The organism is Pseudomonas sp. PDM30, assembly GCF_019218985.1.
GTDB lineage: Bacteria > Pseudomonadota > Gammaproteobacteria > Pseudomonadales > Pseudomonadaceae > Aquipseudomonas > Aquipseudomonas jessenii.
In genome coordinates this window covers 228,592-255,213 of sequence record NZ_JAHUWM010000001.1, presented here as the reverse complement: position 1 = coordinate 255,213, position 26,622 = coordinate 228,592, and the positions used below count along the sequence as shown (strand labels likewise).

The window sequence follows — 26,622 nt, the reverse complement described above, 5'->3', positions numbered from 1 at the left end:
TCGCCGGCCTGGGCCGCGCCTGCATCGGGATGACGTACACCCCGCAGGTGAGACCCGAGACGGCGAATCTTTTCAGGCTTTCCCCCCTCTAATACCTCACAACCTGTAAAAACGGCAGTTGGATTTACCCTCTACACTCGCGGTAATGTTCCCTGCTGTCTCACCTGATTTTCTCCAAGGAACTGGAATATGCTGCGTCGCCGCATGCTGATCATGTTGGGTGTGGTTCTATTGATTGTGCTGGCCCTGGCTGCGTACAAAGCCTTCTCGATCTATACGATGGTTCAAGGCTTCTCTGTGCCCAGACCGGCCGTCAGCGTTGCCGTAGCCACCGCCACCGAGCGCCCATGGCAAGCCCGCCTGCCTACCGTTGGCACGCTCAAGGCATTGCAGGGGGTGGACCTGAGCCTGGAGACCGATGGCACCGTCATCGATCTCCAGTTCGAGTCGGGGCAGAAGGTCAAGGCCGGCCAACCACTCCTGCGCCTCGACAGCGCCGTTGAAAGTGCCCTGCTGGAAACTGCTCTGGCCGACCTCGGGTTGGCACAGCTTGATTACGGTCGCGGTAGCCAACTGGTCGGCAGCCAGGCCATTTCCAAAGGCGAATTCGACCGACTTTCGGCGGTGCTGAAAAAGAGCAAGGCCACGGTCAATCAACTCAAGGCTGCGCTCGGCAAAAAAAGCATCATCGCGCCGTTCAGCGGCACCATTGGCATTCGTCAGGTGGACGTTGGCGACTACATGGCCAGTGGCACCATGATCGCCACCCTGCAAGACCTCAGTAGCCTGTATGTCGACTTTTTTGTGCCCGAGCAGTCGGTGCCGAAGATTGCGCTCGGCCAGCCAGTGCAGGTCATTGTCGCGGCGTATCCGACCGTGGAGTACCCCGGCACCATCAGTGCAATCAACCCTAAAGTCGAGAACAGCACCCGTAACGTGCAGGTCCGCGCCACCCTGGCCAACCCCGATGGCAAGTTGATGCCAGGCATGTTCGCCAGCCTCCAGGTGCTCCTGCCCGACCCGCAACCGCGCATCGTGGTGCCGGAAAGCGCGATTACCTACACGCTCTACGGCAACTCGGTGTATGTGGCCGTACCAAAGAAAGCCGAGGATGGCAGCCTGGTAAAGGACGACAAGGGCCAACCGGTGCTGATCGCCGAACGGCGGTTTGTCGAGACCGGCGAACGCCGCGATGGGCAAGTGATGATCACCAAAGGCGTGCAGAGCGGCGAGAAAGTGGTGACCGCCGGCCAGCTCAAACTGGATAACGGCTCACGCATTGCCATCAGCGACGACAAGACCCTGGCCGGGCAGAACAGCCAGCCACGCGCGGACTGATCAAGGAATTCCCATGGCTTTTACCGACCCGTTCATCCGCCGTCCGGTTCTCGCTACCGTGGTCAGTCTGTTGATCGTGCTGCTGGGCTTTCAGGCCTGGAGCAAGCTGCCGCTACGCCAGTACCCGCAAATGGAAAACGCCCTGATCACGGTGACCACCGCCTACCCCGGGGCCAACTCCGAGACCATCCAGGGCTACATCACCCAACCGATGCAGCAAAGCCTGGCCAGCGCCGAGGGCATCGACTACATGACCTCGGTCAGTCGCCAGAATTTCTCGGTGATCTCGATCTACGCGCGCGTCGGCGCCAATAGCGACCGTTTGTTTACCGAACTGCTGGCCAAGGCCAACGAGGTCAAGAACCAGCTGCCCCAGGACGCTGAAGACCCGGTGCTGAGCAAAGAATCGGCCGATGCGTCAGTGCTGATGTACATCAGCTACTTCAGCAAGGAGTTGAGCAACCCGCAGATTACCGATTACCTGTCACGGGTGATCCAGCCCAAGCTGGCGACCTTGCCCGGCATGGCCGAAGCCGAGATCCTCGGTAACCAGGTATTTGCCATGCGCCTGTGGCTGGACCCGATGAAGCTGGCGGGTTTCGGCCTCAGTGCCAGCGATGTGACCAATGCGGTGCGCCAGTACAACTTCCTCTCTGCCGCCGGCGAGGTGAAGGGCGAATACGTGGTCACCAGCATCAACGCCAATACCGAACTCAAGTCCGCCGAAGCCTTCGGGACGATTCCGCTCAAGGTCGATGGCGACAGCCGAGTGTTGCTGCGGGATGTGGCGCGCGTGGAAATGGGTGCGGAGAACTACGACTCCATCAGCTCGTTCGGTGGCACCCCGTCGGTGTACATCGGCATCAAGGCGACGCCCGGCGCCAACCCGCTGGAAGTGATCAAGGAAGTGCGCAAGATCATGCCGGACCTGGAGGCCCAGCTACCGCCGAACCTGAAAGGTGAAATCGCCTACGACGCCACTCTGTTCATCCAGGCCTCGATCGACGAAGTGGTGAAGACCCTGTTCGAAGCGGTGCTGATCGTGATTGTGGTGGTGTTCCTGTTCCTCGGTGCCCTGCGCTCGGTGGTGATCCCGGTGGTGACCATCCCGCTGTCGATGATCGGCGTCATGTTCTTCATGCAGATGATGGGGTACTCGATCAACCTGCTCACCCTGCTGGCGATGGTATTGGCCATCGGCCTGGTGGTGGACGATGCCATCGTGGTGGTGGAAAACATTCACCGTCACATCGAGGAAGGCAAGACACCGCTCGACGCCGCCATTGAAGGCGCCCGGGAAATCGCCATGCCGGTGGTTTCGATGACTATCACCCTGGCGGCGGTGTACGCACCGATCGGTTTCCTGACCGGCCTGACCGGGGCGCTGTTCAAGGAGTTCGCCCTGACCCTGGCCGGCGCGGTGGTGATTTCCGGTATCGTCGCCCTGACCCTGTCGCCGATGATGTGTGCGTTTCTGCTGCGTCACGACGAGAACCCCAGCGGCCTGGCCCATCGCCTGGACATGATTTTCGAACGCCTCAAGCGCCGCTACCAGAGCCTGCTTCATGGCACCCTCAACACCCGGCCGGTGGTGCTGGTGTTCGCCGTGATCGTGTTGTGCCTGATTCCGGTCCTTCTCAACTTCACCAAATCGGAACTGGCGCCGGATGAGGACCAGGGCATCATTTTCATGATTGCCAACGCCCCGCAACCGACCAACCTCGACTACCTGAACACCTACACCGACGAGTTCGTCTCGATCTTCAAGGCGTTTCCCGAGTACTACTCGTCGTTCCAGATCAACGGTTTCAACGGCGTGCAATCGGGCATCGGCGGTTTCCTGCTCAAGCCATGGGACGATCGCAGTCGAACGCAAATGGCGATCCTGCCCGAGGTGCAAGCCAAACTGGAAAAGATCCCGGGGCTGCAGATCTTCGGCTTCAACCTGCCGTCGCTGCCGGGCACCGGCGAAGGCGTGCCGTTCCAGTTCGTCATCAACTCCGCCAACGATTACGAATTGCTGCTGCAGGTGGTCGACCGGGTAAAAAAACGTGCGAAGGAATCCGGCAAGTTTGCGTTTGTCCACGTTGACCTGGCCTTCGACAAGCCGGAAGTGGTGGTGGATATCGACCGCGCCAAGGCTGCGCAGATGGGGGTTTCCATGCAGGACCTGGGGGGAACCCTGGCGACCCTGCTGGGTGAAGGCGAGATCAACCGATTCACCATTGAAGGTCGCAGCTACAAGGTCATTGCCCAGGTCGAGCGGCCGTTCCGTGACAATCCGGACTGGCTGAACAATTACTACGTGAAAAACACCAAGGGTGAACTGTTGGCGTTGTCGACCCTGATCACCGTCACCGACCGTGCCCGACCGAGACAGCTGAACCAGTTCCAGCAACTCAACTCGGCCATCCTGTCCGGCGTGCCGCTGGTGAGCATGGGGGAAGCCATCGACCTCGTGCGCCAGATCGCCCGGGAAGAGGCACCCGCCGGTTTTGCCTTCGACTACGCCGGCGCATCGAGGCAGTACGTTCAGGAAGGCAGTGCCCTGTGGGTCACCTTTGCCCTGGCGCTGGCGATCATTTTCCTGGTGCTGGCGGCCCAGTTCGAAAGCTTCCGCGACCCGCTGGTGATCCTGGTCACCGTGCCCCTGTCTATCTGCGGTGCATTGATTCCGCTGTTCCTGGGCTGGTCGAGCATGAACATCTATACCCAGGTCGGGCTGGTGACCTTGATCGGGCTGATCAGCAAGCACGGCATTCTGATCGTCGAGTTCGCCAACCAGTTACGCAAGGACAAGGGCCTGACCGCACGGGAAGCGGTGGAGGAAGCAGCGGCCATCCGGCTGCGTCCGGTCTTGATGACCACGGCGGCAATGGTGTTCGGCATGGTGCCATTGATCATCGCCAGCGGTGCTGGCGCGGTCAGCCGGTTCGACATCGGCACGGTCATCGCGACCGGCATGTCGATCGGCACACTGTTCACCTTGTTTGTATTGCCTTGCGTCTACACCTTGCTGGCCAAGCCGGATAAACCCTGATGCAGAAAAACCTGTGGGAGCCCGAAGTCAGGGCAACAAAAAAAGGCCTCGCATCAGCGAGGCCTTTCATTTTGGCTTCAATCGGTTCAACTCTGCGGCCTCAATCCCTGAGAAAGTCCGAACATGAACAGCAACAAGTCATGATCGGGTCGAGTGGCCACGGATGCCTTGGCAATCCGTGGCAACGGACAATGTTCTTCTGCGTTTATCGAGCTGAGAACCTGGGGGCGTGGTTGCTCCCAGGTTGCCATCGCGATCGATGCAACTGCCAAGGCTCCTACCAGAAACAAACCTCGTGCAATTTCGAGTTTCATCGCTATAAACCCTTGATAGCGCTGCCAAACGCCGTCTCATAAAAGTAGATGAGTTTTTCCCAGTCTGCGTCGCTGAACGACGAGTGGCGACGCAATTGCTTCATGTCATGGACAGCTGCGCGATGAGCCGTCAAACGCTGTCGGCATTTCTCCAGATCGATCAGGGCCACTTCGACCTTGGCCGTCTCGCCCTCACCGGTCACGCGAACGAATACGTGCTTGTCGTAAATACAACCGTGCTGCCAGCGGCCCTTGTGCATGCGAGCCAGGTTTTCAGCCAGATCCTTGAGCACTCGTTCGTTTATGGCTTCACCATGACGCTCGCGACCGCCACCGGCGTACCAGCGATCGATTTCCTCGAAGCCGTCCAGCGACTTGGTGACCAGCAAGGCACGCCACTTGTGCACTGGATCGCGCTGTGCACCACAAAAAACGATTTCCGGAACCCGTACGCCAAGCGCGGTCACACCGGTGAGCGCAGCATGCTCGCGCATGACCGTCGGCCGCCCGAAAGGGTGCTGCAAGCTACGATGGATATGCCCGGTCTGGCGCTTGACGTAGAGCAGTTGACCATCACTGCCCATCAGGCGTTGAACGCCGCTTTCCCCGCCGCGACGGACGTTGGGTTCTTCTACCCATTCACCGCGCTGATTCCAAAAGTAATCGAAGCGGTCCTGGGGAACGACTTCCGTTTCTGCTGCACACTGCACTGCCATCCTGTTACCTCTTGCGTAATACGTAAACTCGCCACATGGCATAGAGCGGCAAAAAGTCCAGTTGTTCCTGGATTCGGAAACCCGCCTGCTCAAATTCCTTCTCTACGGTAGCGGCCGGTAACACAAACCGGTTTTGGTAACCTTCCTGCCCACGGGTTTTCTCCGAACGCTTGCGTTTCCAGGCCTTGAAGTTGCCATCGACCCACAGCGAAAGGATCACGCTGTCGCGGGAAACCCGCTCGAACTCACGCAAAATAGCCATGCGATGCTTGGCTTCACCGATGTGGTGGAGCAAACGCATGCAAAAAATGCTGTCGACGGCGTTGTCCGGCAAGGCGATGTCGAATACAGATGTGTGCAAGGGTTGTACCCGCTTCACCACATCGGCAGGTTGCGCCTGGGTTGCGACCTTCAGCATGGACGGCGAGTTATCGGCACCGATGATCACTCGGTTGGATTTTTCCGCCAACAAGGGCCAAAAACGCCCTGCACCACAAGGCAAATCGAGGACCAGACCAGGCTCGCCAACCAGGGCCAGTGCCTTGCGCGCCAGTTGTTCGTCACGCCAGTGGGACAATCGACGGCCGAGACCTTCCTGGTGTTTGCGCAAATAGCGTTGCGCGTTTTGATCGTCGTACTTTTCGGAAAAATCGAGCTTGATCGGGCCGTCCATCATCAGGTCTCCTGAACTTCTGATAGCAGCTACCTTAGATTTTGTAGTGTCGGCGTCTGGTCATCCATTTGTGAAAATATCGTTATGGGAAAACCTGAAATATTACAGGGTTTTACAGAGTTGACAGGGTTTGCTGGACGCCTGACTTAACAGATCAAGTTCGGGACAGCTCCACCTGAAAACGGCAGCCACTGGGCTCCATCGTAGTCAGGCTGACGCTCCAGCCCTGGTTTTCACAAATCCGCTGCACCAGTGAAAGCCCCAGGCCCAAGCCTTCCCCGCGTTTTTCAGTGCCCCGAACGAAGGGTTCGAACATCGCCTCGCGTTTTTCTTCGGGAATGCCCACACCGCTGTCTTCGACCAGAAATCCCGTGCCCGTCAGGCTCAGGCGGATGAAGCCCCGTTCTGTGTAGTGCAAGGCGTTGCGCAGCAAGTTACCCATCACCGCGTGCAGGAGCGTCGCATTGTAGCCCTTGGCCTCAGGGTTGCCCGGTTCGAAGATCAGTTTCAACCCTTTGCTTTCAATGGGCCCGCGCCACAGACCGACCAGGCCCTCGGCTACCTGGCCCAGAGGCTGCTGCGGCGACATGCTGTTATCTTCGCGCTTGGCGCGGGCCAGCATCAGGAAGGTTTGCACCAGCTCACGCATTTCTTCACATGCCCGGGCAATGCGCTCGACCTGGGCGCGACCGCGCTGATCGAGACCTGGGTTTTCCAGCAACAACTCGCAGGAACTGGCCAGGATCATCAGGGGCGTACGCAATTCGTGGCTGACGTCGCTGGTGAACAAACGCTCGCGGGTCAGGGCCTGACGCAAGCGCCCGAGGGTGGCGTCGAAGGCCACGGCCAGTTCGCCGACTTCGTCGGCGGCATAATCCGGAGCCAAGGGAGGAGCCAAACCCAGCAGTTGATCGCGATGGCGTACCTGGCGGGCCAGCCGTACCACCGGCGCCATGACCTTGCGTGCCAGCACCCAGCCGAGAAATACAGCCAGTGCCAGGCTCAGTACGAAACCCACCAGCACCACGGCAAACAGCACCCGCTCGCGCTCTTCAAAATCGCTCTGATCCTGCAACAGCACGTAACGTCGGCCGTCGACGATTTCGACCATGGCATGGTACGACAGGTTTTCACGGAACACTTCGTGGAAACCCGGCTCCAGATGCCGCAAATCCTTGGGCAAATTGAAATCGCCTGGCCCGTTGCTGAAGTAGAACAATTGGTCCGGTTCGGGTCGGTGGCTCCAGTCCGTGACATTGTCCATCAGCAACAGGCGCTGCAAATCGCCGCCCAGACCGGCCGAAATCAGTTTTTCCTCCACCAGGTGCACGGTCGCCACGATGCCCATGGCAAAGGCACCCGCCACCAGTGCGCTCATCAGCGCAAAGGCAATGATGATGCGTTGAGCAAGGCTCTGCTTAAACTCCATCACGGCCCTCGGCCAGGCGATACCCCACACCGTGCACGGTTTGCAGTAATGGTTTGGCGAACGGCTTGTCGATCACCTGGCGCAGTTGGTGGACATGACTGCGCAGGCTGTCGCTGTCCGGGCAGTCGTCGCCCCAGAGCGCTTCTTCAAGAATTTCACGGCGCAACACATGAGGGCTTTTCTGCATCAACACGGCCAGCAACTTCAGGCCGACCGGGTTGAGTTTCAGCAACCGGCCTTCGCGAGTGACTTCCAGTGTGTCGAGGTCGTAGCTCAGGTCGCCGACCTGCAAGGTCCGCCGCCCGCCGCCCTGGGTTCGGCGCATGACCGCTTCGATCCGCGCCGCCAGCTCAGACAGGGCGAACGGTTTGATCAGATAGTCATCGGCGCCGGACTTGAAGCCCTGCAGACGGTCATCCAGTTGATCGCGGGCCGTGAGCATGATCACCGGCGTTTCGCGGCGAGCATCCTCGCGCAGGCGCTTGCACAGGGTGTAGCCATCGATGCCGGGCAACATGATATCGAGCACGATCAAATCGTAATGCTCGGTGGCCGCCAGATGCAGGCCCGACAGACCATCCTGAGCGCAATCGACGGTATAGCCTTTGAGCCCCAGGTAATCGGCCAGGTTGGCCAGGATATCGCGGTTGTCTTCAACCAATAGAATTCGCATGGGTATCTCTCCGTCCACAGTAACGGCCGTCGTGGCCCGCGCAGCTTAAGGCGAAGTTCCGCTCAGGGCTAGGACTGAGTGAAGCGCAAAAGCGCGGAAATTGACCGATTACAGCCTTAACGAGTTTTTCACCGGCGATTCACATGCTGGCGACAGAGTCGGGCTCAAACTCTGCGCGGCTGCGCATTTGAGAACATTCACTGATCAAGGAACTAGCATGGTTTCGACCCTTGCCCGCCCTGCCCCTCGTCCGCTCAATTTCTGGGTGTGCCTTGGAGTCCCCGCCGTAGTCGCGATCATTCTGGTATTGCTCGAATTGACCAGTCTGGACATGGACCTGGCCAAGCTGTTTTACGACCCGGTCACCGGGGAATTCATCGGACGCCACAGTTACTTCCTCGAGGACATCCTGCACGATCGCGCCAAGCAAGTGGTCATCGCCTTCTCGGTGTTTGCCATCCTCGCCTTCATCGCTTCGTTCTTCATGGCCAGGCTCAAACCGCTCAAGCGGGAACTGGGTTGCCTGGTGCTGTCCCTGGGCCTGGCGACTTCCTTTGTCACGCCCATCAAAGCAGTGACCGCGGTGCAATGCCCATGGAGCCTCGAACAATTCGGCGGTCACGAAACCTACAGCGAACTGTTGAGTCCTCGCCCGCACACCGATAAACCAGGGCGTTGCTGGCCCGGCGGCCATGCGGCCACCGGCTTCACCCTGTTTGCCCTGTTTTTCGTACTGCGTGACCGTCGCCCGCGCATGGCTCGCGCAGCGTTGGTCTTCGCCTTTGCCCTCGGCTCGGTGTTCTCCATCGGGCGGATGATGCAGGGCGCACACTTCTTCTCGCACAACGTGTGGACGGCGGTGTTCTGCTGGCTGATTTGTTTGGGGTCGTATTACTACGTTCTGTATCGACCGGCCTTGAGGGCGGATCGCGTGGCAAGTGCAGAACCTGTCAGCGCCTGACCTGACGCCTTCGCGGGCAAGCCACGCTCCCACAGAGACGATGCAGATCCTGTGGGAGCGTGGCTTGCCCGCGATGGGCGCGACGCAATCTCCAGCCAACCCCAAATTGAAGGCAATAAAAAACCCCGCCTGCTTTCGCAGACGGGGTTTTTTCGTACAGGGGTAAGGCTGGCTTACATCATGCCGCCCATGCCGCCCATACCGCCCATGTCTGGCATACCGCCGCCAGCTGCACCTTCTTTCTTCGGTGCATCAGCAACAGCAGCTTCGGTGGTCAGGATCAGACCGCCGATCGACGATGCAGCTTGCAGCGCGGAACGGGTGACCTTGGTCGGATCCAGGATACCCATTTCGATCATGTCGCCGTATTCGCCAGTCGCAGCGTTGTAACCGAAGTTACCTTTGCCGTTCTTGACTTCGTTGACCACAACGCTTGGCTCGTCACCGCTGTTGGCAGCGATCTGACGCAGCGGTGCTTCAACGGCACGACGCAGAACAGCGATACCTACGTCCTGATCAGCGTTGTCGCCTTTCAGATCGTTCAGGGTTTGCAGAGCGCGGATCAGCGCAACGCCACCGCCAGGTACCACGCCTTCTTCAACGGCTGCACGAGTAGCGTGCAGGGCGTCTTCAACGCGGGCTTTCTTCTCTTTCATTTCAACTTCGGAACCAGCGCCAACCTTGATCACTGCAACGCCGCCGGACAGCTTGGCCAGACGCTCTTGCAGTTTTTCACGGTCGTAGTCCGAGGAAGTTTCGGCAACCTGAGCACGGATCTGAGTGATGCGTGCTTCGATGTCGCCGTGTACGCCAGCACCGTCAACGATGATGGTGTTTTCCTTGGACAGGGTCACGCGCTTGGCGCTGCCCAGGTTTTCCAGGGTTGCGCTTTCCAGGCTCAGGCCGATCTCTTCGGAGATAACGGTACCGCCGGTCAGAACGGCGATGTCCTGCAGCATGGCCTTGCGACGATCGCCGAAGCCTGGAGCCTTGACGGCTGCGACTTTAACGATGCCACGCATGTTGTTCACAACCAGAGTCGCCAGGGCTTCGCCTTCAACGTCTTCGGCCACGATCAGCAGTGGACGGCCGGCTTTGGCAACGGCTTCCAGCACTGGCAGCATTTCGCGGATGTTCGAGATCTTCTTGTCGACCAGCAGGATCAGCGGGCCGTCCAGCTCAGCGACCATGGTCTCTGGCTTGTTGACGAAGTACGGGGACAGGTAGCCACGGTCGAACTGCATGCCTTCAACAACCGACAGTTCGTTTTCCAGGCCCGAGCCTTCTTCAACGGTGATCACGCCTTCTTTACCGACTTTTTCCATGGCTTCGGCAATGATGTCGCCGATGGAGTTGTCGGAGTTGGCCGAGATGGTGCCGACCTGGGCGATAGCCTTGGTGTCAGCGCATGGCTTGGACAGGTTTTTCAGCTCTTTGACGATGGCGATGGTCGCCTTGTCGATGCCGCGCTTGAGGTCCATCGGGTTCATGCCGGCAGCGACGGCTTTCAGGCCTTCGTTGACGATCGACTGAGCCAGAACGGTAGCGGTGGTAGTACCGTCACCAGCGTCATCGTTGGCACGGGAGGCAACGTCTTTGACCAGCTGCGCACCCATGTTTTCGAAACGGTCTTCGAGTTCGATTTCTTTGGCGACGGAAACACCGTCCTTGGTGATGGTCGGAGCGCCGAAGCTCTTCTCGATGATCACGTTACGGCCTTTCGGGCCCAGGGTCGCTTTTACTGCGTCAGCCAGGACGTTGACGCCCTTGAGCATTTTTTTACGGGCGGAATCGCCAAACAGAACTTCTTTAGCAGCCATGATCGATATTCCTTAAATACTTTGTAGTAGCGGGAAAATGAACGGGGGTATCAGCCTTCGATAACGGCGAGAATTTCGTTCTCGCTCATTACCAGCAGGTCTTCGCCGTCGACTTTCACAGTGTTGCTGCCGGAGTAAGGACCGAACACAACCTTGTCGCCCACTTTCACGGACAGTGCACGCACTTCACCGTTTTCCAGTACGCGGCCGGTGCCTACAGCGAGGATTTCGCCGCTGTTGGCTTTTTCAGCAGCCGAACCTGGCAGGACGATACCGCCAGCGGTTTTCTTTTCTTCTTCGCTGCGACGGATGACGACGCGGTCATGCAGAGGACGAAGCTTCATTGTCGATCTCTCCTAATTGTGGTTTTCATCGGCCGGTGTAGTCCCGGCGGGTTTAACAAAGGCCGGCGGTGCCGGTTGCGGTTCGTCAAGCGAACCGCGGAAGTCTGTCTGGCTTGTTCGCCAGAAACCTTGCGGTGACCGTTACATAAGGGCGCATAAGCTTATTACAAGGGCGGCGGTGAAAAATTTTTCAGGTCGATGCCCCGCAAACGAACACGGCACCCGAAGGTGCCGTGTCGATGTGCGTATTACTTGGTATCGCGGTGTTCGAACTCGCCTTCGATCACGTTGGGCTCGCGGCCCAGCGGCTCGCGAGGCACCGGGCCGCCACGGGCCTGGAGGTCGTCGGCGAACGCTCGCTGACGCATCGCCTGCTCTTCGGCGCGCTGACGCATTTTATTGGCCAGCAGACGACGACTGAACGGCAGCAGCATGAACAGGCCGATCACATCGCTGATGAAGCCCGGAAGAATCAGCAGGCCACCGGCCAATGCCAGCATCAGGCCTTCGAGCATGGTCTGGGCCGGCAGTTCGCCGCGGCTCAGGCTTTCACGGGCACGCAGGGCCGTGGCCAGGCCGGCGATGCGCAGCACAAACACGCCGAACATCGAGCCGAGAATGATCAGCAGCAGGGCCGGGAAAAACCCGATGGACCCTGCCACCTTGACGAATACGAACAGCTCCAACACCGGGAACAGCAGAAAGAGCAACAAAAAAGGGCGCATCAAATGGTTCCTCAACGCAAGAATGCCTTGCCAGTCCACCTTAGATGACGTCGCCGTTTCGTGAATTCAAGCGTCGGCCACTTCATTTTTCGGCCAATGATCGGCGTGGGCCAGAGAAACCAAGGCTTCGCGAACTTGTGTCGGCGTATTACAAGGCGCTTGGAACGGTAACCAGTACAGACTTTGACCGATGCGCAGGTGCATGCCTTCGCAATCGATGCCGACCATTTGCGCCGGCACGTTTTTCGGCAGCCCGGCCAGATCGACGTAATGGGCGATGGCCTTGGCGTGATCGGCGTTCATGTGCTCGACCATGCTCACTTCGGCCTTGCCGGCGAACGGGTTGGCCAGGGTCAGGTCGTTGACCCAATGAATCGCGCCAAAACCGCCGATGTAACGGTGGCGTACAGGCTCAAGCACCCAGAAATCGAAATCGTGGGCCTTGTGATAACCCTTCGACTCCGGGAAGTAGCGGTAGTAACGCTCGGAGGCAGCGTCGATGGCGGCTTCGTCTTCGAGCTGTTGCGCCTCAGCCAGGTAAGTCAGTCGACCAACGGCCTGGACATCTTCGGCACCACGTTCGCCGACAAACAGTGAGCATTTCGGATCTTTTTGCAGATTATGAGTGTGCTGGGCGATGCGGCTGATCAGGATCAGCGGCCGGCCCTGCTCGTCCAGGCAGTACGGAACCACGGAACCGAACGGAAAACCGGGCATTGATTTGGAGTGCGTCGAGAGCACCCCACGGTATTCCTTGAGAAGCAATTCTCGTGCATGCTTAGCCGCTTCAACGCTCAATTTATGACTCCTTAAATAGAATCCGTCAGAAAAACGGACGAGCTGCTGGCGAAAGTCCCAGCACGCCATCGGGGCAGTTCTCATGTGCAGCCAAGCCAGGTCAGGCGCAGATCGAGAGGCTCTCTAAAGGAAACCACTCAGACCTGCTACCGGGGCATGCGAATGCAACTCACTGACAAAGTAATCATTATCACTGGCGGTTGCCAGGGTTTAGGCCGCTCCATGGCCGAGTATTTCGCAGGCCTGGGCGCGAAACTCGCGCTGGTGGACCTGAACCAGGAAAAACTCGACGACGCCGTCGCGGCCTGCAAGGCCCAAGGTGTCGAGGCCCGCGCCTACCTGTGCAACGTGGCCAACGAAGAGCAAGTGACCCACATGGTTGCCCAGGTCGCTGAAGACTTCGGCGCGATCCATGGTTTGATCAACAACGCCGGGATCCTGCGCGACGGCCTGTTGCTCAAGGTCAAGGATGGCGAAATGACCAAGATGAGCCTGGCCCAGTGGCAGGCCGTCATCGACGTCAACCTGACCGGCGTGTTCCTGTGCACCCGTGAAGTCGCGGCGAAAATGGTCGAGCTGAACAACAGCGGCGCGATCATCAATATCTCGTCGATTTCCCGCGCCGGCAACGTCGGTCAGACCAACTACTCCGCCGCCAAGGCCGGTGTTGCTGCGGCGACCGTGACCTGGGCCAAGGAGCTGGCACGCTACGGCATTCGCGTCGCCGGCATTGCACCGGGCTTCATCGAAACCGAAATGACCCTGGGCATGAAGCCTGAAGCGCTGGAGAAGATGACTGCGGGGATCCCGCTCAAGCGCATGGGCAAGCCTGAGGAAATCGCCCATTCGGCGGCTTACATCTTCGAGAACGACTATTACACCGGTCGGATTCTGGAGATGGATGGCGGGTTGCGGATCTAAATCCACCACAAAACAACTACTGTAGGAGCGAGCTTGCTCGCGATGGTGTGTCAGGCACATTGGTGTAACTGACCCACCATCGCGAGCAAGCTCGCTCCTACAAGGGGATTGCGTTCACACCCTCAGTCGTCGCTGACGCTGATGTTCGGCATCGCCGGCGTCAACGCTTCCTGCAACACGATCCGCGCGCCGACATGGCGGGCCAGTTCCTGGTAAACCATCGCAATCTGGCTATCAGGCTCGGCGATCACTGTTGGCTTGCCGCCATCGGCCTGCTCGCGGATGACCATCGACAGCGGCAGCGAAGCCAGCAGTTCAACGCCATACTGGTTGGCCAGTTTCACACCACCGCCTTCGCCAAACAGATGCTCGGCATGCCCGCAGTTGGAGCAGATGTGCACGGCCATGTTTTCCACCACGCCCAGCACCGGGATGTTGACCTTGCGGAACATTTCCACGCCCTTGCGTGCGTCCAGCAATGCCAGGTCCTGTGGGGTGGTCACGATCACCGCACCGGCCACTGGCACTTTCTGCGCCAGGGTCAACTGGATGTCACCGGTGCCTGGCGGCATGTCGATGACCAGGTAATCGAGGTCACCCCACGCGGTCTGCGTGACCAGTTGCAACAGGGCGCCCGAAACCATCGGCCCGCGCCAGACCATCGGCGTGTTGTCGTCGGTGAGGAAAGCCATGGACATCACTTCGACGCCATGGGACTTGAGCGGAACGAACCATTTCTGATCCTTGACCTCGGGGCGGGTGCGCTCGGGGATGCCGAACATGATGCCCTGGCTCGGGCCGTAGATATCCGCATCGAGAATCCCGACCTTGGCGCCTTCCCGGGCCAGAGCCAGGGCCAGGTTGGCCGCGGTGGTGGATTTGCCCACGCCGCCCTTGCCGGACGCCACGGCCACCACGTTTTTCACGTTCGCCAAGCCCGGAATCTGCGCCTGAGCCTTGTGCGCGGCGATCACGCTGGTGATTTCGACCTTGGCACTTGCCACGCCATCCAGCCCCTGAATGGCCATTTCCAGCATCTGCGCCCAGCCACTCTTGAACAGACCGGCGGCGTAACCCAGTTCAAGCTGAACGCTGACGCGGTCGCCCTGAATCTCGATGTTGCGCACGCACCCGGCGCTGACCGGGTCCAGGTTCAGGTAAGGGTCGGTGTATTGGCGAAGGACGGCTTCCACCGCTGCGCGATTGACGGCGCTCATAGGCAACTCCGAAAACAGGACTGGAAAAGATAGTGGCTATCGTACCTGTTCCGAGCGTTCGGCGGGATGTTGAACCTTCACCTGTTACTCATCCAATGAAACAGGCTCACAGGGTGAAAAATATGCGCCGGCGCTTTATAGTGGCCGACCTCCGTTTCATCAAGTAGCCGAGCCCCATGTCCGAGCCACGCAAGATCCTCGTCACCAGCGCCCTGCCCTATGCCAATGGTTCGATTCACCTCGGCCATATGCTGGAATACATCCAGACCGATATGTGGGTGCGTTTCCAGAAGCACCGCGGCAATCAATGCATCTATGTCTGCGCCGACGACGCCCACGGTTCGGCGATCATGCTGCGCGCGGAAAAGGAAGGCATCACCCCGGAACAACTGATCGCCAACGTCCAGGCTGAACACAGCGCCGACTTTGCCGACTTCCTGGTGGACTTCGACAATTTCCACTCCACTCACGCCGAAGAAAACCGTGAGCTGTCGAGCCAGATCTACCTGAAGCTGCGTGACGCCGGGCACATCGCCACGCGTTCGATCACCCAGTACTTCGACCCGGAAAAGAAAATGTTCCTGGCCGACCGCTTCATCAAGGGCACCTGCCCGAAATGCGGCACCGAAGACCAGTACGGCGACAACTGCGAAAAATGCGGTGCGACCTACGCACCGACCGACCTGAAGGATCCGAAGTCGGCGATCTCCGGCGCCACCCCGGTGCTCAAGGATTCCCAGCACTTCTTCTTCAAGCTGCCAGACTTCCAGCAAATGCTGCAAACCTGGACCCGCAGCGGCACCCTGCAGGATGCCGTCGCCAACAAGATCGCCGAATGGCTGGATGCCGGCCTGCAACAGTGGGACATCTCCCGCGATGCACCGTATTTCGGTTTTGAAATCCCCGACGAACCGGGCAAGTACTTCTACGTGTGGCTGGATGCGCCGATCGGTTACATGGCCAGCTTCAAGAACCTGTGCAACCGCACGCCGGAGCTGGACTTCGACGCGTTCTGGGGCAAGGACTCCACCGCCGAGCTGTACCACTTCATCGGCAAGGACATCGTCAACTTCCACGCCCTGTTCTGGCCAGCCATGCTCGAGGGCGCGGGCTACCGCAAGCCGACCGGCATCAACGTGCACGGCTACCTGACTGTCAACGGTCAGAAAATGTCCAAGTCCCGCGGCACCTTCATCAAGGCCCGGACCTACCTGGACCACCTGTCGCCGGAATACCTGCGCTATTACTACGCGGCCAAGCTGGGCCGTGGCGTTGATGACCTCGATCTGAACCTCGAAGACTTCGTGCAGAAGGTCAACTCCGACCTGGTGGGCAAGGTCGTCAACATCGCCAGCCGTTGTGCCGGTTTCATCAACAAGGGCAATGCCGGCGTAATGGTCGACACCAACGCCGCGCCTGAACTGACCGAAGCCTTCCTGGCCGCCGCGCCAGGTATCGCCGACGCCTATGAAGCCCGCGACTTTGCCCGTGCCATGCGCGAGATCATGGGCCTGGCCGACCGCGCCAACGCCTGGATCGCCGACAAGGCGCCGTGGTCGTTGAACAAACAGGAAGGCAAACAGGATGAAGTCCAGGCCATCTGCGCCACAGGCGTCAACCTGTTCCGCCAACTGGTGATCTTCCTCAAGCCGGTGCTGCCGCTGCTGGCCGCCGACGCCGAGGCGTTCCTCAACGTCGCGCCGCTGACCTGGAACGATCACGCGACCTTGCTCGGCAATCACCAGTTGAACGAGTTCAAGCCGCTGATGACCCGCATCGACCCGGTAAAAGTGCAAGCCATGACCGACGCTTCGAAAGAAGACCTGACCGCCAGCCAGACCGACACTGGCGAAGCCGCACCTGCCGGCAATGGCGAACTGGCCAAGGATCCGCTGTCGCCGGAAATCGAGTTCGACACCTTTGCCGCTGTCGACCTGCGTGTCGCGCTGATCGTCAAGGCTGAACACGTGGAAGGTGCCGACAAGCTGTTGCGCCTGACCCTGGATATCGGTGACGAGCAACGCAACGTGTTCTCCGGGATCAAGAGCGCTTACCCGGACCCGTCCAAGCTCGATGGGCGCCTGACCATGATGATCGCCAACCTCAAGCCACGGAAAATGAAGTTCGGTATCTCCGAAGGCATGGTGATGGCGGCAGGCCCTGGTGGAGAAGAAATCTACCTGCTCAGCCCTGACAGCGGCGCCAAGCCTGGCCAGCGCATCAAGTAAGGTCTGCGGCAAATCGATCCCACAGTCGTGCCTGGCGCGGCTGTGGGATTTTCATGTCTGGCCCACCCTCCCGCCTTGCCGGATAATGCCTAAGCTTTTTAGACCATCTCCTGTAGGAGCGAGCTCGCTCGCGATGGTCGTTAACGATTATGCGTGTCCACAGGTTGAACGCAGCGCCCTTGAGTCCATCGTCGGAACGCCGCCCGGACCAGGCTCGCTCCTACAAAAACTACTGTTCTTGTCGGCACGAACAATGACCGAAATCCTGCTTACGCTTATCAGTGCTGCCCTGATCAACAACCTCGTGTTGCAATGGCCATTGGCCGTCGATCCACTGTTGGCCGGTCAGCGTCGTCAGGTACATGCCCTGGGCATTGCGACGACATGCCTGATGCTGGTCGTGGGCATGCTCGGCTACGCGCTCTATCAATGGATGCTGGTGCCACTGCAATTGACGCCGCTGCGTCTGTTTGTGTTTCTGCCATTGAGCGTGCTGCTGATCAGCCCGTTGCTGAAGTTGCTGACGCGGTTGTTTTCGACACTACCATTCGAAGGCCTCTGGCCGTTGCTGTTGGGCAATGCTGGCGTACTCGGCGTGGCCCTGCTCAATGCTCAGGAAGACAAGGGCTTTTTTCACGCCACTGCCTTGAGCCTCGGTGCAGGGTTGGGCTTCTGGCTGGTGTTGAGCCTGTTCACTGATTTGCGTGAACGCACGGCCGACAACGATGTTCCCCTGCCCTTTCGCGGCTTGCCGATCGACCTGATTGGTGCCGGCCTGATCGCAGTGGCTTTTCTCGGATTCAGCGGACTGATCAAAACATGAGTCTGATTCAATGCATCGACGCACTCTTGCCGCAAACCCAATGCGGCAAGTGCGGGCACCCCGGGTGCAAGCCGTATGCCGAAGGCATCGCCAGCGGTGAGCCGATCAACAAGTGCCCGCCCGGAGGCAACGAAACCATCGCTGCCCTGGCTGAACTGCTGAAGGTGCCGGTGCTGGAGTTGGACATCACTCGCGGCTCGGCACCTGCGCAGATCGCCTATATCCGCGAGGCCGAGTGCATTGGTTGCACCAAGTGCATTCAGGCCTGCCCGATCGATGCCATCGTCGGCGCGGCCAAGCTGATGCACACGGTGATCATTGATGAGTGCACCGGTTGCGACCTCTGCGTGGCACCGTGCCCGGTGGACTGCATCGAAATGCGCCCATTGCAGCCGAACACTGTACTGCCTGTTGTCGGGGGTCTGGCCCTCACACCGCAGGCGCGGCAGGCCCGCAACCTCAAGCGCGATCACGCACGGCGCCGCTTCGAACAACGCAATGCCCGCCTGCAGCGTGAGGAGCAACAGAAAATCGCCGAGCGCCAGGCAAGGCAGCGAGCCGCACAACCTGCCGAGACGACAGCCGACCCGATGCAGGCGGCCCTCGAGCGCGTCCGCGCACAGAAAACCGCCAATGCCGATGCCGCGCTGAAAAAGGCCAAGATCGAGGTGGCGATGAGTCGGGCGCAGTTGCACAAATCGCTGAAGGCCTTCGGGCATCCGCCGACCTTCGAACAGCAATCGCAGTTGATCGCACTGCAACAACAGTTCGAAGCCGCCGAACAAAACCTGGCGCAACTGGAAAGCGCCGCTCCACCCTCACCTGTACCGACGGTCGCAGCTGCGTCGTCAATTGATGCCGATCTGAAACGGGCCAAAATCCAGTTGGCCATGCGCCGCGCCGAACTCAAGAAGGCTCAGGCCAACGAAGCACCAGCGGAACAAATCGAAGCCCTGGAACGCGCACTCGGTGAAGCCGAACGCCTGGTGGACGCCCATGCCAGCCCTTGACGTGGTGGATGATCGCCTGCAACAGGCGATGAAACTGGTGCTGTTGGCCACGCTGCCGGGAATCCTGGCGGCGTTCTGGCTATACGGCTGGGGTGTGTTGATCAATCTGCTTCTGGCGGCCACTGCCGCGTTGGCCGTCGAGGCCGCCGTCGTGCAATGGCGCAAGCAGCCGCCGGGGCCAACTTTGAGTGACGGTAGCGCGCTGGTCAGTGCCACATTGCTGGCTCTGGCACTGCCGCCTTACTGCCCATGGTGGCTGACCCTCAGTGCAGCCGCTTCTGCGATGGTGTTCGGCAAGCACTTGTATGGTGGCGTCGGTTCGAATCCCTTCAACCCGGCGATGCTTGGCTTGGCTCTGGTACTGGTGACCTTTCCCCAACCAATGACCCATTGGCCATTGCCCCATGGCATGGATCTGTTGAGCGGCCTGCAGCACGTGTTTGGCATCGGCCATGTGCCGGATGCGTGGGTGCAGGCCACGGCACTGGACAGTCTGCGGATCAACAAAAGCCTGACCATGGATGAACTGTTTGCCGGCAACCCGGCATTCGGCCACTTTGGCGGCCGGGGGGTGGAATGGGTGAACCTGGCCTTTGTGGCGGGTGGAGCGTTTCTCCTGCAACGAAAGGTGATCAGCTGGCATGCACCGGTCGGCATGCTGGCCAGCCTGTTCATCATCAGCCTGTTGTGCTGGAACGGCTCGGGCTCCGACTCCCATGGCTCGCCGTTGTTTCATCTGCTGACCGGCGCGACCATGCTGGGGGCGTTCTTCATCATCACCGAACCGGTGTCCGGCGCCAGAAGCCCTGGCGCGAAACTGTTGTTCGGCGCTGGTGTTGGGCTTCTCACTTATCTGATTCGTACCTGGGGTGGCTACCCGGACGGCATCGCCTTCGCTGTGCTGTTGATGAACCTGTGCGTGCCGGCGCTGGAGCGGTTCGTGGCGGCCAGGCAACAGCCGGAGGCGCCATGAACCGGACATCAAGCATCGCGCTTGTGGTGCTTTTGGCCGCACTGGGCCTTGGCGTGACGTACTTCGTACAACTCGGCAGCGCGCCACGCATTGCAGCCGAACAGCGCCTGATCGACAGCCGTAACCTGCTGGACCTGATCGCGCCGGACAGCTACGACAATCAACCACTCGAACACCCCATAACGATAGAAGCGACCGCACTGACCAACAGCACCTTGCTGGGTGGTTATCTGGCGACCCGGACCGATCAACCCGTCGCGGTCTTGCTGCGCAGTCAAACCCTTGGCTACGCCGGTGCCATCGACCTGTTGATCGCAGTCGACGCCAGTGGCAGGTTGCTGGGCGTCAAAACCCTCAAACAGTCGGAAACACCTGGACTGGGGGCTCGGATCGCCGACTGGCCCAATGCCTGGCTCCAGGTTTTTTCCGGCAAGTCTCGAACAGAACCCGGTGACAGCGGCTGGGCGCTGAAAAAGGATCAGGGACAGTTCGATCAGATCGCAGGCGCAACCATCACCTCAAGAGCGGTGATCAATGCCGTCCACGATGCCTTGCGCTACTTCGATGAACACCGGCAACAACTGCTCGGAATCCCTGCCCATGGATAACTCATCGACTCTGCGCAACGCCTTGATGCTGACGCCACTGATCGGCGTCACCCACTCGCTGATGGCTGCAGTTGGCCTGTGCCTGATGTTCTTGGTGGTGACTCAGTTGTTCGGTCTGGCCATGGGTGCCCTGCGATCTCGACTGGTCCCGGCGACCCGTATGCTGGCCAGCATCCTGTTGGCGGCCACGCTCACCAGTTGCGCGGAACTCATGGCACAAGCCTGGTCGCTGCAATGGCAGCAGCATCTGGGGATTTATGGAACCTTGATCGCCTTGCAATGCGTCGTACTGGAACACACCGGTTTTTTTCAGAGCGATTGGCGTCAACGCCTGCGACTCAATAGCCTGTTTGCCACGCTGATGATCGCGCTGGGCCTGCTGCGCGAACTCATCGGCAACGGAACACTTGGAAACCATCTATCGTGGCTGTTCGGCGCAACGCAAACTGACTGGCATGGCTGGGTGCTGGTGGCTGACGGCGGACTGCGCCTGACCACACTGGTCCCTGGCGGGTTCATCCTGCTCGGACTCCTGATCGCCGCCTGGCAGGCCTGGCGCCCGACGCCCACACATTGATTGCCTTCGAGGAAACGCACTGCCCATGAATGCCGCAAAACGTCTGGAAATTTTCCGCCGACTGCACGAGGACAACCCGGAACCAAAGACCGAACTGGCCTATTCCTCCCCCTTCGAATTACTGATTGCCGTGATTCTCTCGGCGCAGTCCACCGATGTCGGCGTCAACAAGGCCACAGCCAGGCTTTTCCCGGTCGCCAATACCCCGGCAGCGATGCATGCCCTGGGTGTCGAAGGGCTGTCGGAGTACATCAAGACCATCGGGCTGTACAACAGCAAAGCGAAAAACGTGATCGAAACCTGCCGTTTGCTGGTCGAGCGTCACGCCGGCGAGGTCCCACAAACCCGCGAAGAGCTGGAAGCACTGCCCGGCGTCGGCCGCAAGACCGCCAACGTGGTACTCAATACGGCATTCCGTCAGCTGACCATGGCCGTCGACACGCATATTTTCAGGGTCAGCAACCGGACTGGCATTGCTCCCGGCAAGAATGTGGTGGAAGTCGAGAAAAAACTGATGAAGTTCGTGCCCAAGGAGTACCTGCTCGACTCCCATCACTGGCTGATCCTTCATGGTCGCTATGTTTGCCTGGCCCGCAAGCCCCGATGCGGAAGCTGCCGGATCGAGGATTTGTGCGAATACAAGCACAAAACCTCTGACGATTGAGGCGCTATTGGGTTTATTGATTTGTCGATTGAAAAAATCTTTTTTACCCGCCGGGAGAATGTCGATATAAGGGGCGCCAAAGGCCTTCTTAGCCTGGAGCAACTAAATGAGTACTGGCAAAGAGCAATTAGACGTAGATGAAGATTTCACCACCGCCGAATCCGATGACGCTGAACCGGTGGTTGAAGTAGCGAAAACTAATCTGAGCAAACGCCGCACCATCGACAACCTGCTGGAGGAGCGCCGACTGCAAAAGCAATTGGCCGATTACGATTTTGATTTATGACACCTGAAAGCCTCCCGAAACGGAGGCTTTTTTTTGCTAAGTGCCGTACCCCGATAGGCGCCCCTTGTCGCGCAGTTATGCCATCACACCAGACCATTGCGTTGTGCCAGTTCGATCAGATCGACCAGAGACCGCGCATTCAGCTTGAGCAACAGGCGGGTCTTGTAAGTACTGACTGTTTTATTGCTGAGAAACATCCCATCGGCAATCTCTTTATTGGTCTTTCCTCGGGCCAACTGCTGCAGGACCATCATTTCCCGCCCCGACAATCGATCGACCATATCGGCCTCACTGGCATTCCCCAAACTGCATCGTACGGTATGCAAGGCTTGATTAGGAAAGTAACTGTAGCCTGACAAAACGGCCTTTATTGCACTGAGCAACTCCGTGAGATCTTGTTGTTTGCAGACATAACCGGCTGCACCGGATTGCATGCAACGCATCGAAAAATGTCCCGGCGCCTGGGAAGTCAAAATCAGCACTTTCATCGGCATTGAAGTCGAAGACAAACGCGCGATGACTTCCAACCCGTCCAGCTTCGGAATCCCGATATCCAGAATGACAATGTCCGGCATAAGTTCTCGGGCTAGTTGCAGTGCGTCCACACCATTATCGGTTTCTGCAATAACTTCGTAGCCATGACGCTCCATTAGCATACGTACCGCAAGACGAATGACGGGGTGATCATCCACGATCAGCACTTTATTCATGGGCAAGTCCAATTTTCGCTGTTCGAATTTTTAGAGCCCGCACAATAGCCTAGTCGTTTCACCCATGGCATGTCGCCCCTCCCGGCCACCCACACCAAGAGACATCCCCTACAAACAACACGGATTCCTCCTACAAAAATCCCTCGAACAGAATGAATTTAAAACTGTATCAGCGTCAGTGTGTCGCACTTTCCAGCAGCCACCTGTGTCGATTTACGACCAGAATTTTTCGAGAGCCAGCTTGATCCGGTCGCGCCCTGACAAACACTAGCCCCTACCTTTCCGCTAAAACGTAACTGATATTTTCGCACTCAACACTCACACCAGAAATATCACACACTTCGCATCCAATTACTCTTACAGCAAATAATATTTTTTGAGCAATCATTAAAACACGCCAAAAATTCAAGAAACCGAAGAGCAATACAACAAACAAATAAAAACCTGTCAAAAACCAGCAGACAATCAAAATCACTACAATAGGCACCACATCGAACCAACTTCATAAACCACTCGAGAACAGACAACCCGGCATGAGTACAGAATATGATAAAAAAACGAATCACCAACCCAATGACAATTATCGCGATATTCGCAGCGCTCTCTGAAACGTCGGCAGCCGTCTCTCTACCCTTCCTTGATCAGGAGGAAAGAGAACTCTACGTCTGGTTCCTGATCAGCTTTCCGTTTTATTTACTTTTGCTTTTTTTCGCGACACTCAACTTCAACTATAAATCACTTTATGCACCCTCCGATTTTGAAAAGGGAAAGCACTTCATGAAGGTCATGGATGATGTTGGGCGCTCGGAAAAAAAAGCGTCCGCAAAACCGCCTGAAAACCCCACACTGGAAACGTCAGCGAATGACTGGCGGTCAGCCCGAACGCCCTGTGGCGCACAGGACCCGCCAACCGGGATTGGTCTGCAAACCACTGTCTCTGTTCAGCATCACCTTCAGTTACCGGAACCGGTAAAAGACCTGTACATCGTTGATGTGCGCTGGATGAGCGAAGAGGTCGAGTTTGGAGCGCTGCTGGAAAAAATCCAGAGGCCACGGGAAAAGACGGCGTACGTGATTCTGTTTGTCACTTGTGCCGTTTCGGAGAAATTACTGAAAGCCAGTGCGCTTGGACATACAAAGCAGGCCAGCAAACGCGGTGCCGCCTTTTATGTGGCCTACAATCTGGACTCGCACAGATTGTCGGTCATTGATCACGCCGGGCAACCGGCGAACAGCAACCTGTAGTACAGGTCAGGCCATCGAGAAGGAGAAAAACAGTAAATCATCAGCGGAAACGAAAACACCCGACAACACAGTAACTGGTATCACACCCCGTTTTCAGGTACCTGACCTCGTCGAGGACGAGGTCAGGTATCCATCACGATGTCAAAGGTCTCAGAACAGCTTCCGGCCTTTGTTCGCCGCAATGCGCATGCGCAGGGCGTTGAGCTTGATGAAGCCCGCGGCATCCGCCTGGTTGTACGCGCCGCCATCTTCTTCGAAGGTAGCGATGTTGGCGTCGAACAGCGAGTCGTCGGACTTGCGGCCAGTGACGATCACATTGCCCTTGTACAGTTTCAGGCGCACAACGCCGTTCACGTTGACCTGGGACGCATCGATCATCTGTTGCAGCATCAGACGCTCAGGGCTCCACCAGTAGCCGGTATAGATCAGGCTGGCGTACTTGGGCATCAGCTCGTCCTTGAGGTGAGCCACTTCGCGGTCCAGGGTGATCGATTCGATCGCACGGTGGGCACGCAGCATGATGGTGCCGCCAGGGGTTTCGTAGCAGCCACGGGACTTCATGCCCACGTAGCGGTTCTCGACGATGTCGAGACGGCCGATACCGTGCTCACCACCGATACGGTTCAGGGTCGCCAGCACGGTGGCCGGAGTCATTTCGACGCCGTCCAGCGCGACGATGTCGCCGTTGCGGTAGGTCAGTTCCAGGTACTGCGGCTTGTCTGGAGCGTTTTCCGGGGAAACGGTCCAGCGCCACATGTCTTCTTCGTGCTCGGTCCAGGTGTCTTCCAGCACGCCGCCTTCATAGGAGATGTGCAGCAGGTTGGCATCCATGGAGTACGGGGACTTCTTCTTGCCGTGGCGCTCGATCGGAATCGCGTGCTTCGCGGCGTAATCCATCAGCTTTTCACGGGACAGCAGGTCCCACTCGCGCCAAGGAGCGATCACTTTCACACCTGGCTTCAAGGCGTACGCACCGAGTTCGAAACGAACCTGGTCGTTACCCTTGCCGGTAGCGCCATGGGAAATGGCGTCTGCACCGGTTTCGTTGGCAATTTCGATCAAGCGCTTGGCGATCAACGGACGAGCGATGGAAGTACCCAGCAGGTACTCGCCTTCGTAAACGGTGTTGGCGCGGAACATCGGGAAAACGAAATCGCGCACGAACTCTTCGCGCAAGTCGTCGATGTAGATCTCTTTGACGCCCATGGCCTGAGCCTTGGCGCGTGCAGGTTCGACCTCTTCGCCCTGACCCAGGTCAGCGGTGAAGGTCACTACTTCACAGTTATAAGTATCCTGCAGCCACTTGAGGATCACCGAAGTGTCCAGGCCGCCGGAATACGCCAGAACGACCTTGTTTACGTCCGCCATGCCATCACTCCACGGGGTTCTACGGAAAGCCGGGAAGTCTACCGCTCATGCAGAATAATTTACAGTGGCGCGACAGCTTATGACGACGAAGCGACAGATTATGTCGAGGGCGCGACGATTACAGCCGGGTCAGGAAGTGGCCGAAGTGGCCGCTTTCGTCGCTTGCGGGGCGACTTGTTCCGCGGGTGCTCCGCGCTCCAGGCGCACTGCTACTCGACGGTTCTTCGCGCGGTTGGTGTTGTTGATGTTAGGCGCCACCGGATAACGCTCGCCATGGAAACGCAGGGTGATTTGCGATTCCTGGATGCCGTTGGCCTTGAAGAACTCCATCACTGCCAGGGCTCGGCGCCGCGACAGGTCGCGGTTGGTCAGGCGATTGCCGCTGTTGTCGGAATGACCGTCGAGCTCGATGTGATTGACCGTCGGATCGGCCTTCATGTACTCCAGCATGACCTGCAGTTTGGCTTTTGCGGCGCTGTCGAGTTCGATTCCGCCGCCGGGGAAGCCGATTTCCGATTGCTTCACCTGTTCGAAATTCTGTGGCAACAGTTTCGCCACGCAACCCTGGTAGTCGGCAAACGCCTTGGTGAACCTGACCGGCAACAAGCGTACTTCCGACACCCGCCCATCCCCCGAGGAGTGTCGAACGACCGGGCTGCGACCGTCCATCAGGCCACTGATCAGACGCCCGGCCTGAACCTGTGAGCTATTGAACAATACGTTGCCACTGCCGATTCTCACCATGCCCAGGTTGATATCGTCACGGCCCGGTTGCCACGGCGCAGCAGCGGCCAGCAAGGTGGCCGAACCGCCGCCGATCATCGGGTTGTAGGCTTTCAGACGGAAAGTCGCCTGCTCGCCGGCACGACGCACGAACTCGCCCGAACCGAAATCGGTAACCGGCTGAGTCAGGCGGCATTCGAACTTGTCGCCTTCGACCGTCCACTCAATGTTCTCCAGACGTGTCTGGAAAGTGAGCGCCATCGCCGGAAGGCTGGCAAACACACTGAGCAAGGCTAAATAACGCTGGCGCACGGGAGGCTCCACTGGCTTCTACAACGAAAAGACCGACACACACATGTTTACGGCATACCTGTTGGATATCGGAAGCTTCCTGCAAAACTTGATAGCGAGTGCCTGCAAGAGTCTTTTCCGGTAGCA

General features: G+C 58.5%; 26 protein-coding genes. 13 read left to right on the top strand and 13 right to left on the bottom strand.

Translation table 11 applies throughout. The features are described from left to right. Positions 1-189 precede the first annotated feature (189 nt). Positions 190-1,338, top strand: a complete 1,149-nt coding sequence (locus KW840_RS01175) for an efflux RND transporter periplasmic adaptor subunit (protein WP_090457521.1) — start codon at positions 190-192, stop codon at positions 1,336-1,338. 13 nt (positions 1,339-1,351) lie between these two features. Further along, on the top strand, positions 1,352-4,378 hold the full coding sequence (locus KW840_RS01170; RefSeq protein ID WP_218494261.1) for a multidrug efflux RND transporter permease subunit: 3,027 nt from the start codon (positions 1,352-1,354) through the stop codon (positions 4,376-4,378). Between the two features lie 86 nt (positions 4,379-4,464). On the opposite strand, the gene KW840_RS28380 is transcribed toward KW840_RS01170, so the two are convergent. The 5 genes from KW840_RS28380 to colR all read right to left on the bottom strand — a co-directional run bounded on the left by KW840_RS28380 (position 4,465) and on the right by colR (position 8,183). Beyond that, entirely contained in the window at positions 4,465-4,692 is a 228-nt protein-coding gene (locus KW840_RS28380; protein ID WP_079246712.1) for a hypothetical protein, read from the bottom strand. Between the two features lie 2 nt (positions 4,693-4,694). After that, a complete protein-coding gene (locus KW840_RS01165; RefSeq protein ID WP_057713452.1) occupies positions 4,695-5,408 on the bottom strand; it encodes a lipopolysaccharide kinase InaA family protein in 714 nt (237 codons plus the stop codon). 4 nt (positions 5,409-5,412) lie between these two features. Next, complete coding sequence (locus KW840_RS01160; protein WP_218494502.1) at positions 5,413-6,081, bottom strand: class I SAM-dependent methyltransferase; 669 nt, start codon at positions 6,079-6,081, stop codon at positions 5,413-5,415. A 154-nt stretch (positions 6,082-6,235) separates the two neighbouring features. Then, a complete protein-coding gene (locus KW840_RS01155; protein WP_057713451.1) occupies positions 6,236-7,510 on the bottom strand; it encodes a HAMP domain-containing sensor histidine kinase in 1,275 nt (424 codons plus the stop codon). Then, a complete protein-coding gene (gene colR, locus KW840_RS01150; protein WP_007985839.1) occupies positions 7,500-8,183 on the bottom strand; it encodes a two-component system response regulator ColR in 684 nt (227 codons plus the stop codon). The genes KW840_RS01155 and colR overlap by 11 nt, the downstream gene beginning before the upstream one ends. Positions 8,184-8,400: 217 nt before the next feature. On the opposite strand from colR, the gene KW840_RS01145 reads away from it, so the two are divergent. Then, a complete protein-coding gene (locus KW840_RS01145; protein ID WP_218494260.1) occupies positions 8,401-9,144 on the top strand; it encodes a phosphatase PAP2 family protein in 744 nt (247 codons plus the stop codon). A 173-nt stretch (positions 9,145-9,317) separates the two neighbouring features. Here the strand turns inward: KW840_RS01145 and groL are convergent, their stop codons facing one another. The 4 genes from groL to KW840_RS01125 all read right to left on the bottom strand — a co-directional run bounded on the left by groL (position 9,318) and on the right by KW840_RS01125 (position 12,831). Continuing rightward, the gene (gene groL / locus KW840_RS01140) at positions 9,318-10,964 is read right to left on the bottom strand and encodes a chaperonin GroEL (RefSeq protein WP_090457529.1); all 1,647 of its coding nucleotides are present in this window, start codon (positions 10,962-10,964) and stop codon (positions 9,318-9,320) included. A gap of 50 nt (positions 10,965-11,014) precedes the next feature. After that, complete coding sequence (locus KW840_RS01135) at positions 11,015-11,308, bottom strand: co-chaperone GroES (RefSeq protein ID WP_007985847.1); 294 nt, start codon at positions 11,306-11,308, stop codon at positions 11,015-11,017. Between the two features lie 248 nt (positions 11,309-11,556). After that, positions 11,557-12,033 carry an FxsA family protein gene (locus tag KW840_RS01130; protein ID WP_218494259.1) on the bottom strand — a complete coding sequence of 159 codons (477 nt, stop codon included), beginning with the start codon at positions 12,031-12,033 and terminating at the stop codon, positions 11,557-11,559. 66 nt (positions 12,034-12,099) lie between these two features. Then, the gene (locus KW840_RS01125; RefSeq protein WP_150813351.1) at positions 12,100-12,831 is read right to left on the bottom strand and encodes a HugZ family protein; all 732 of its coding nucleotides are present in this window, start codon (positions 12,829-12,831) and stop codon (positions 12,100-12,102) included. Positions 12,832-12,993: 162 nt separating this feature from the next. Between KW840_RS01125 and KW840_RS01120 the strand changes: the two genes are divergently transcribed. After that, on the top strand, positions 12,994-13,752 hold the full coding sequence (locus KW840_RS01120) for an SDR family oxidoreductase (RefSeq protein WP_102671225.1): 759 nt from the start codon (positions 12,994-12,996) through the stop codon (positions 13,750-13,752). Between the two features lie 122 nt (positions 13,753-13,874). Here the strand turns inward: KW840_RS01120 and apbC are convergent, their stop codons facing one another. Continuing rightward, the gene (gene apbC / locus KW840_RS01115) at positions 13,875-14,969 is read right to left on the bottom strand and encodes an iron-sulfur cluster carrier protein ApbC (RefSeq protein WP_057713446.1); all 1,095 of its coding nucleotides are present in this window, start codon (positions 14,967-14,969) and stop codon (positions 13,875-13,877) included. 176 nt (positions 14,970-15,145) lie between these two features. On the opposite strand from apbC, the gene metG reads away from it, so the two are divergent. The 8 genes from metG (at position 15,146) to KW840_RS01075 (ending at position 22,138) form a co-directional block, all read left to right on the top strand. Continuing rightward, positions 15,146-17,197 (top strand): methionine--tRNA ligase, encoded by a 2,052-nt coding sequence (gene metG, locus KW840_RS01110; RefSeq protein ID WP_056726133.1) that lies wholly within the window; start codon positions 15,146-15,148, stop codon positions 17,195-17,197. Positions 17,198-17,450: 253 nt separating this feature from the next. Next, positions 17,451-18,020: an electron transport complex protein RnfA gene (locus KW840_RS01105; protein ID WP_218494258.1), complete on the top strand. Its 570-nt coding sequence runs from the start codon at positions 17,451-17,453 to the stop codon at positions 18,018-18,020. Then, positions 18,017-19,030, top strand: a complete 1,014-nt coding sequence (rsxB, locus tag KW840_RS01100) for an electron transport complex subunit RsxB (RefSeq protein WP_218494257.1) — start codon at positions 18,017-18,019, stop codon at positions 19,028-19,030. The genes KW840_RS01105 and rsxB overlap by 4 nt, the downstream gene beginning before the upstream one ends. Next, positions 19,017-20,003 (top strand): RnfABCDGE type electron transport complex subunit D, encoded by a 987-nt coding sequence (locus tag KW840_RS01095; protein WP_218494256.1) that lies wholly within the window; start codon positions 19,017-19,019, stop codon positions 20,001-20,003. The genes rsxB and KW840_RS01095 overlap by 14 nt, the downstream gene beginning before the upstream one ends. Then, positions 20,000-20,611 carry an RnfABCDGE type electron transport complex subunit G gene (locus KW840_RS01090; RefSeq protein WP_218494255.1) on the top strand — a complete coding sequence of 204 codons (612 nt, stop codon included), beginning with the start codon at positions 20,000-20,002 and terminating at the stop codon, positions 20,609-20,611. The genes KW840_RS01095 and KW840_RS01090 overlap by 4 nt, the downstream gene beginning before the upstream one ends. After that, entirely contained in the window at positions 20,604-21,188 is a 585-nt protein-coding gene (locus KW840_RS01085) for an Rnf-Nqr domain containing protein (protein ID WP_218494254.1), read from the top strand. Before KW840_RS01090 ends, KW840_RS01085 begins: the two co-directional genes overlap by 8 nt. 25 nt (positions 21,189-21,213) lie before the next feature. Next, positions 21,214-21,852: an endonuclease III gene (gene nth, locus KW840_RS01080; protein ID WP_057713439.1), complete on the top strand. Its 639-nt coding sequence runs from the start codon at positions 21,214-21,216 to the stop codon at positions 21,850-21,852. A gap of 106 nt (positions 21,853-21,958) precedes the next feature. Continuing rightward, positions 21,959-22,138, top strand: a complete 180-nt coding sequence (locus KW840_RS01075) for a PA3496 family putative envelope integrity protein (RefSeq protein WP_218494253.1) — start codon at positions 21,959-21,961, stop codon at positions 22,136-22,138. An 83-nt stretch (positions 22,139-22,221) separates the two neighbouring features. Here KW840_RS01075 and KW840_RS01070 read toward each other — a convergent pair whose 3' ends face one another. Continuing rightward, positions 22,222-22,848 carry a response regulator transcription factor gene (locus KW840_RS01070; protein WP_008053528.1) on the bottom strand — a complete coding sequence of 209 codons (627 nt, stop codon included), beginning with the start codon at positions 22,846-22,848 and terminating at the stop codon, positions 22,222-22,224. A gap of 546 nt (positions 22,849-23,394) precedes the next feature. Here KW840_RS01070 and KW840_RS01065 point away from each other — a divergent pair. Further along, the gene (locus tag KW840_RS01065) at positions 23,395-24,093 is read left to right on the top strand and encodes a hypothetical protein (protein ID WP_218494252.1); all 699 of its coding nucleotides are present in this window, start codon (positions 23,395-23,397) and stop codon (positions 24,091-24,093) included. Between the two features lie 150 nt (positions 24,094-24,243). Here KW840_RS01065 and KW840_RS01060 read toward each other — a convergent pair whose 3' ends face one another. Further along, positions 24,244-25,461 carry an argininosuccinate synthase gene (locus KW840_RS01060; RefSeq protein ID WP_007972320.1) on the bottom strand — a complete coding sequence of 406 codons (1,218 nt, stop codon included), beginning with the start codon at positions 25,459-25,461 and terminating at the stop codon, positions 24,244-24,246. Between the two features lie 129 nt (positions 25,462-25,590). Continuing rightward, positions 25,591-26,496 (bottom strand): OmpA family protein, encoded by a 906-nt coding sequence (locus tag KW840_RS01055; RefSeq protein ID WP_218494251.1) that lies wholly within the window; start codon positions 26,494-26,496, stop codon positions 25,591-25,593. Positions 26,497-26,622: the final 126 nt, after the last annotated feature.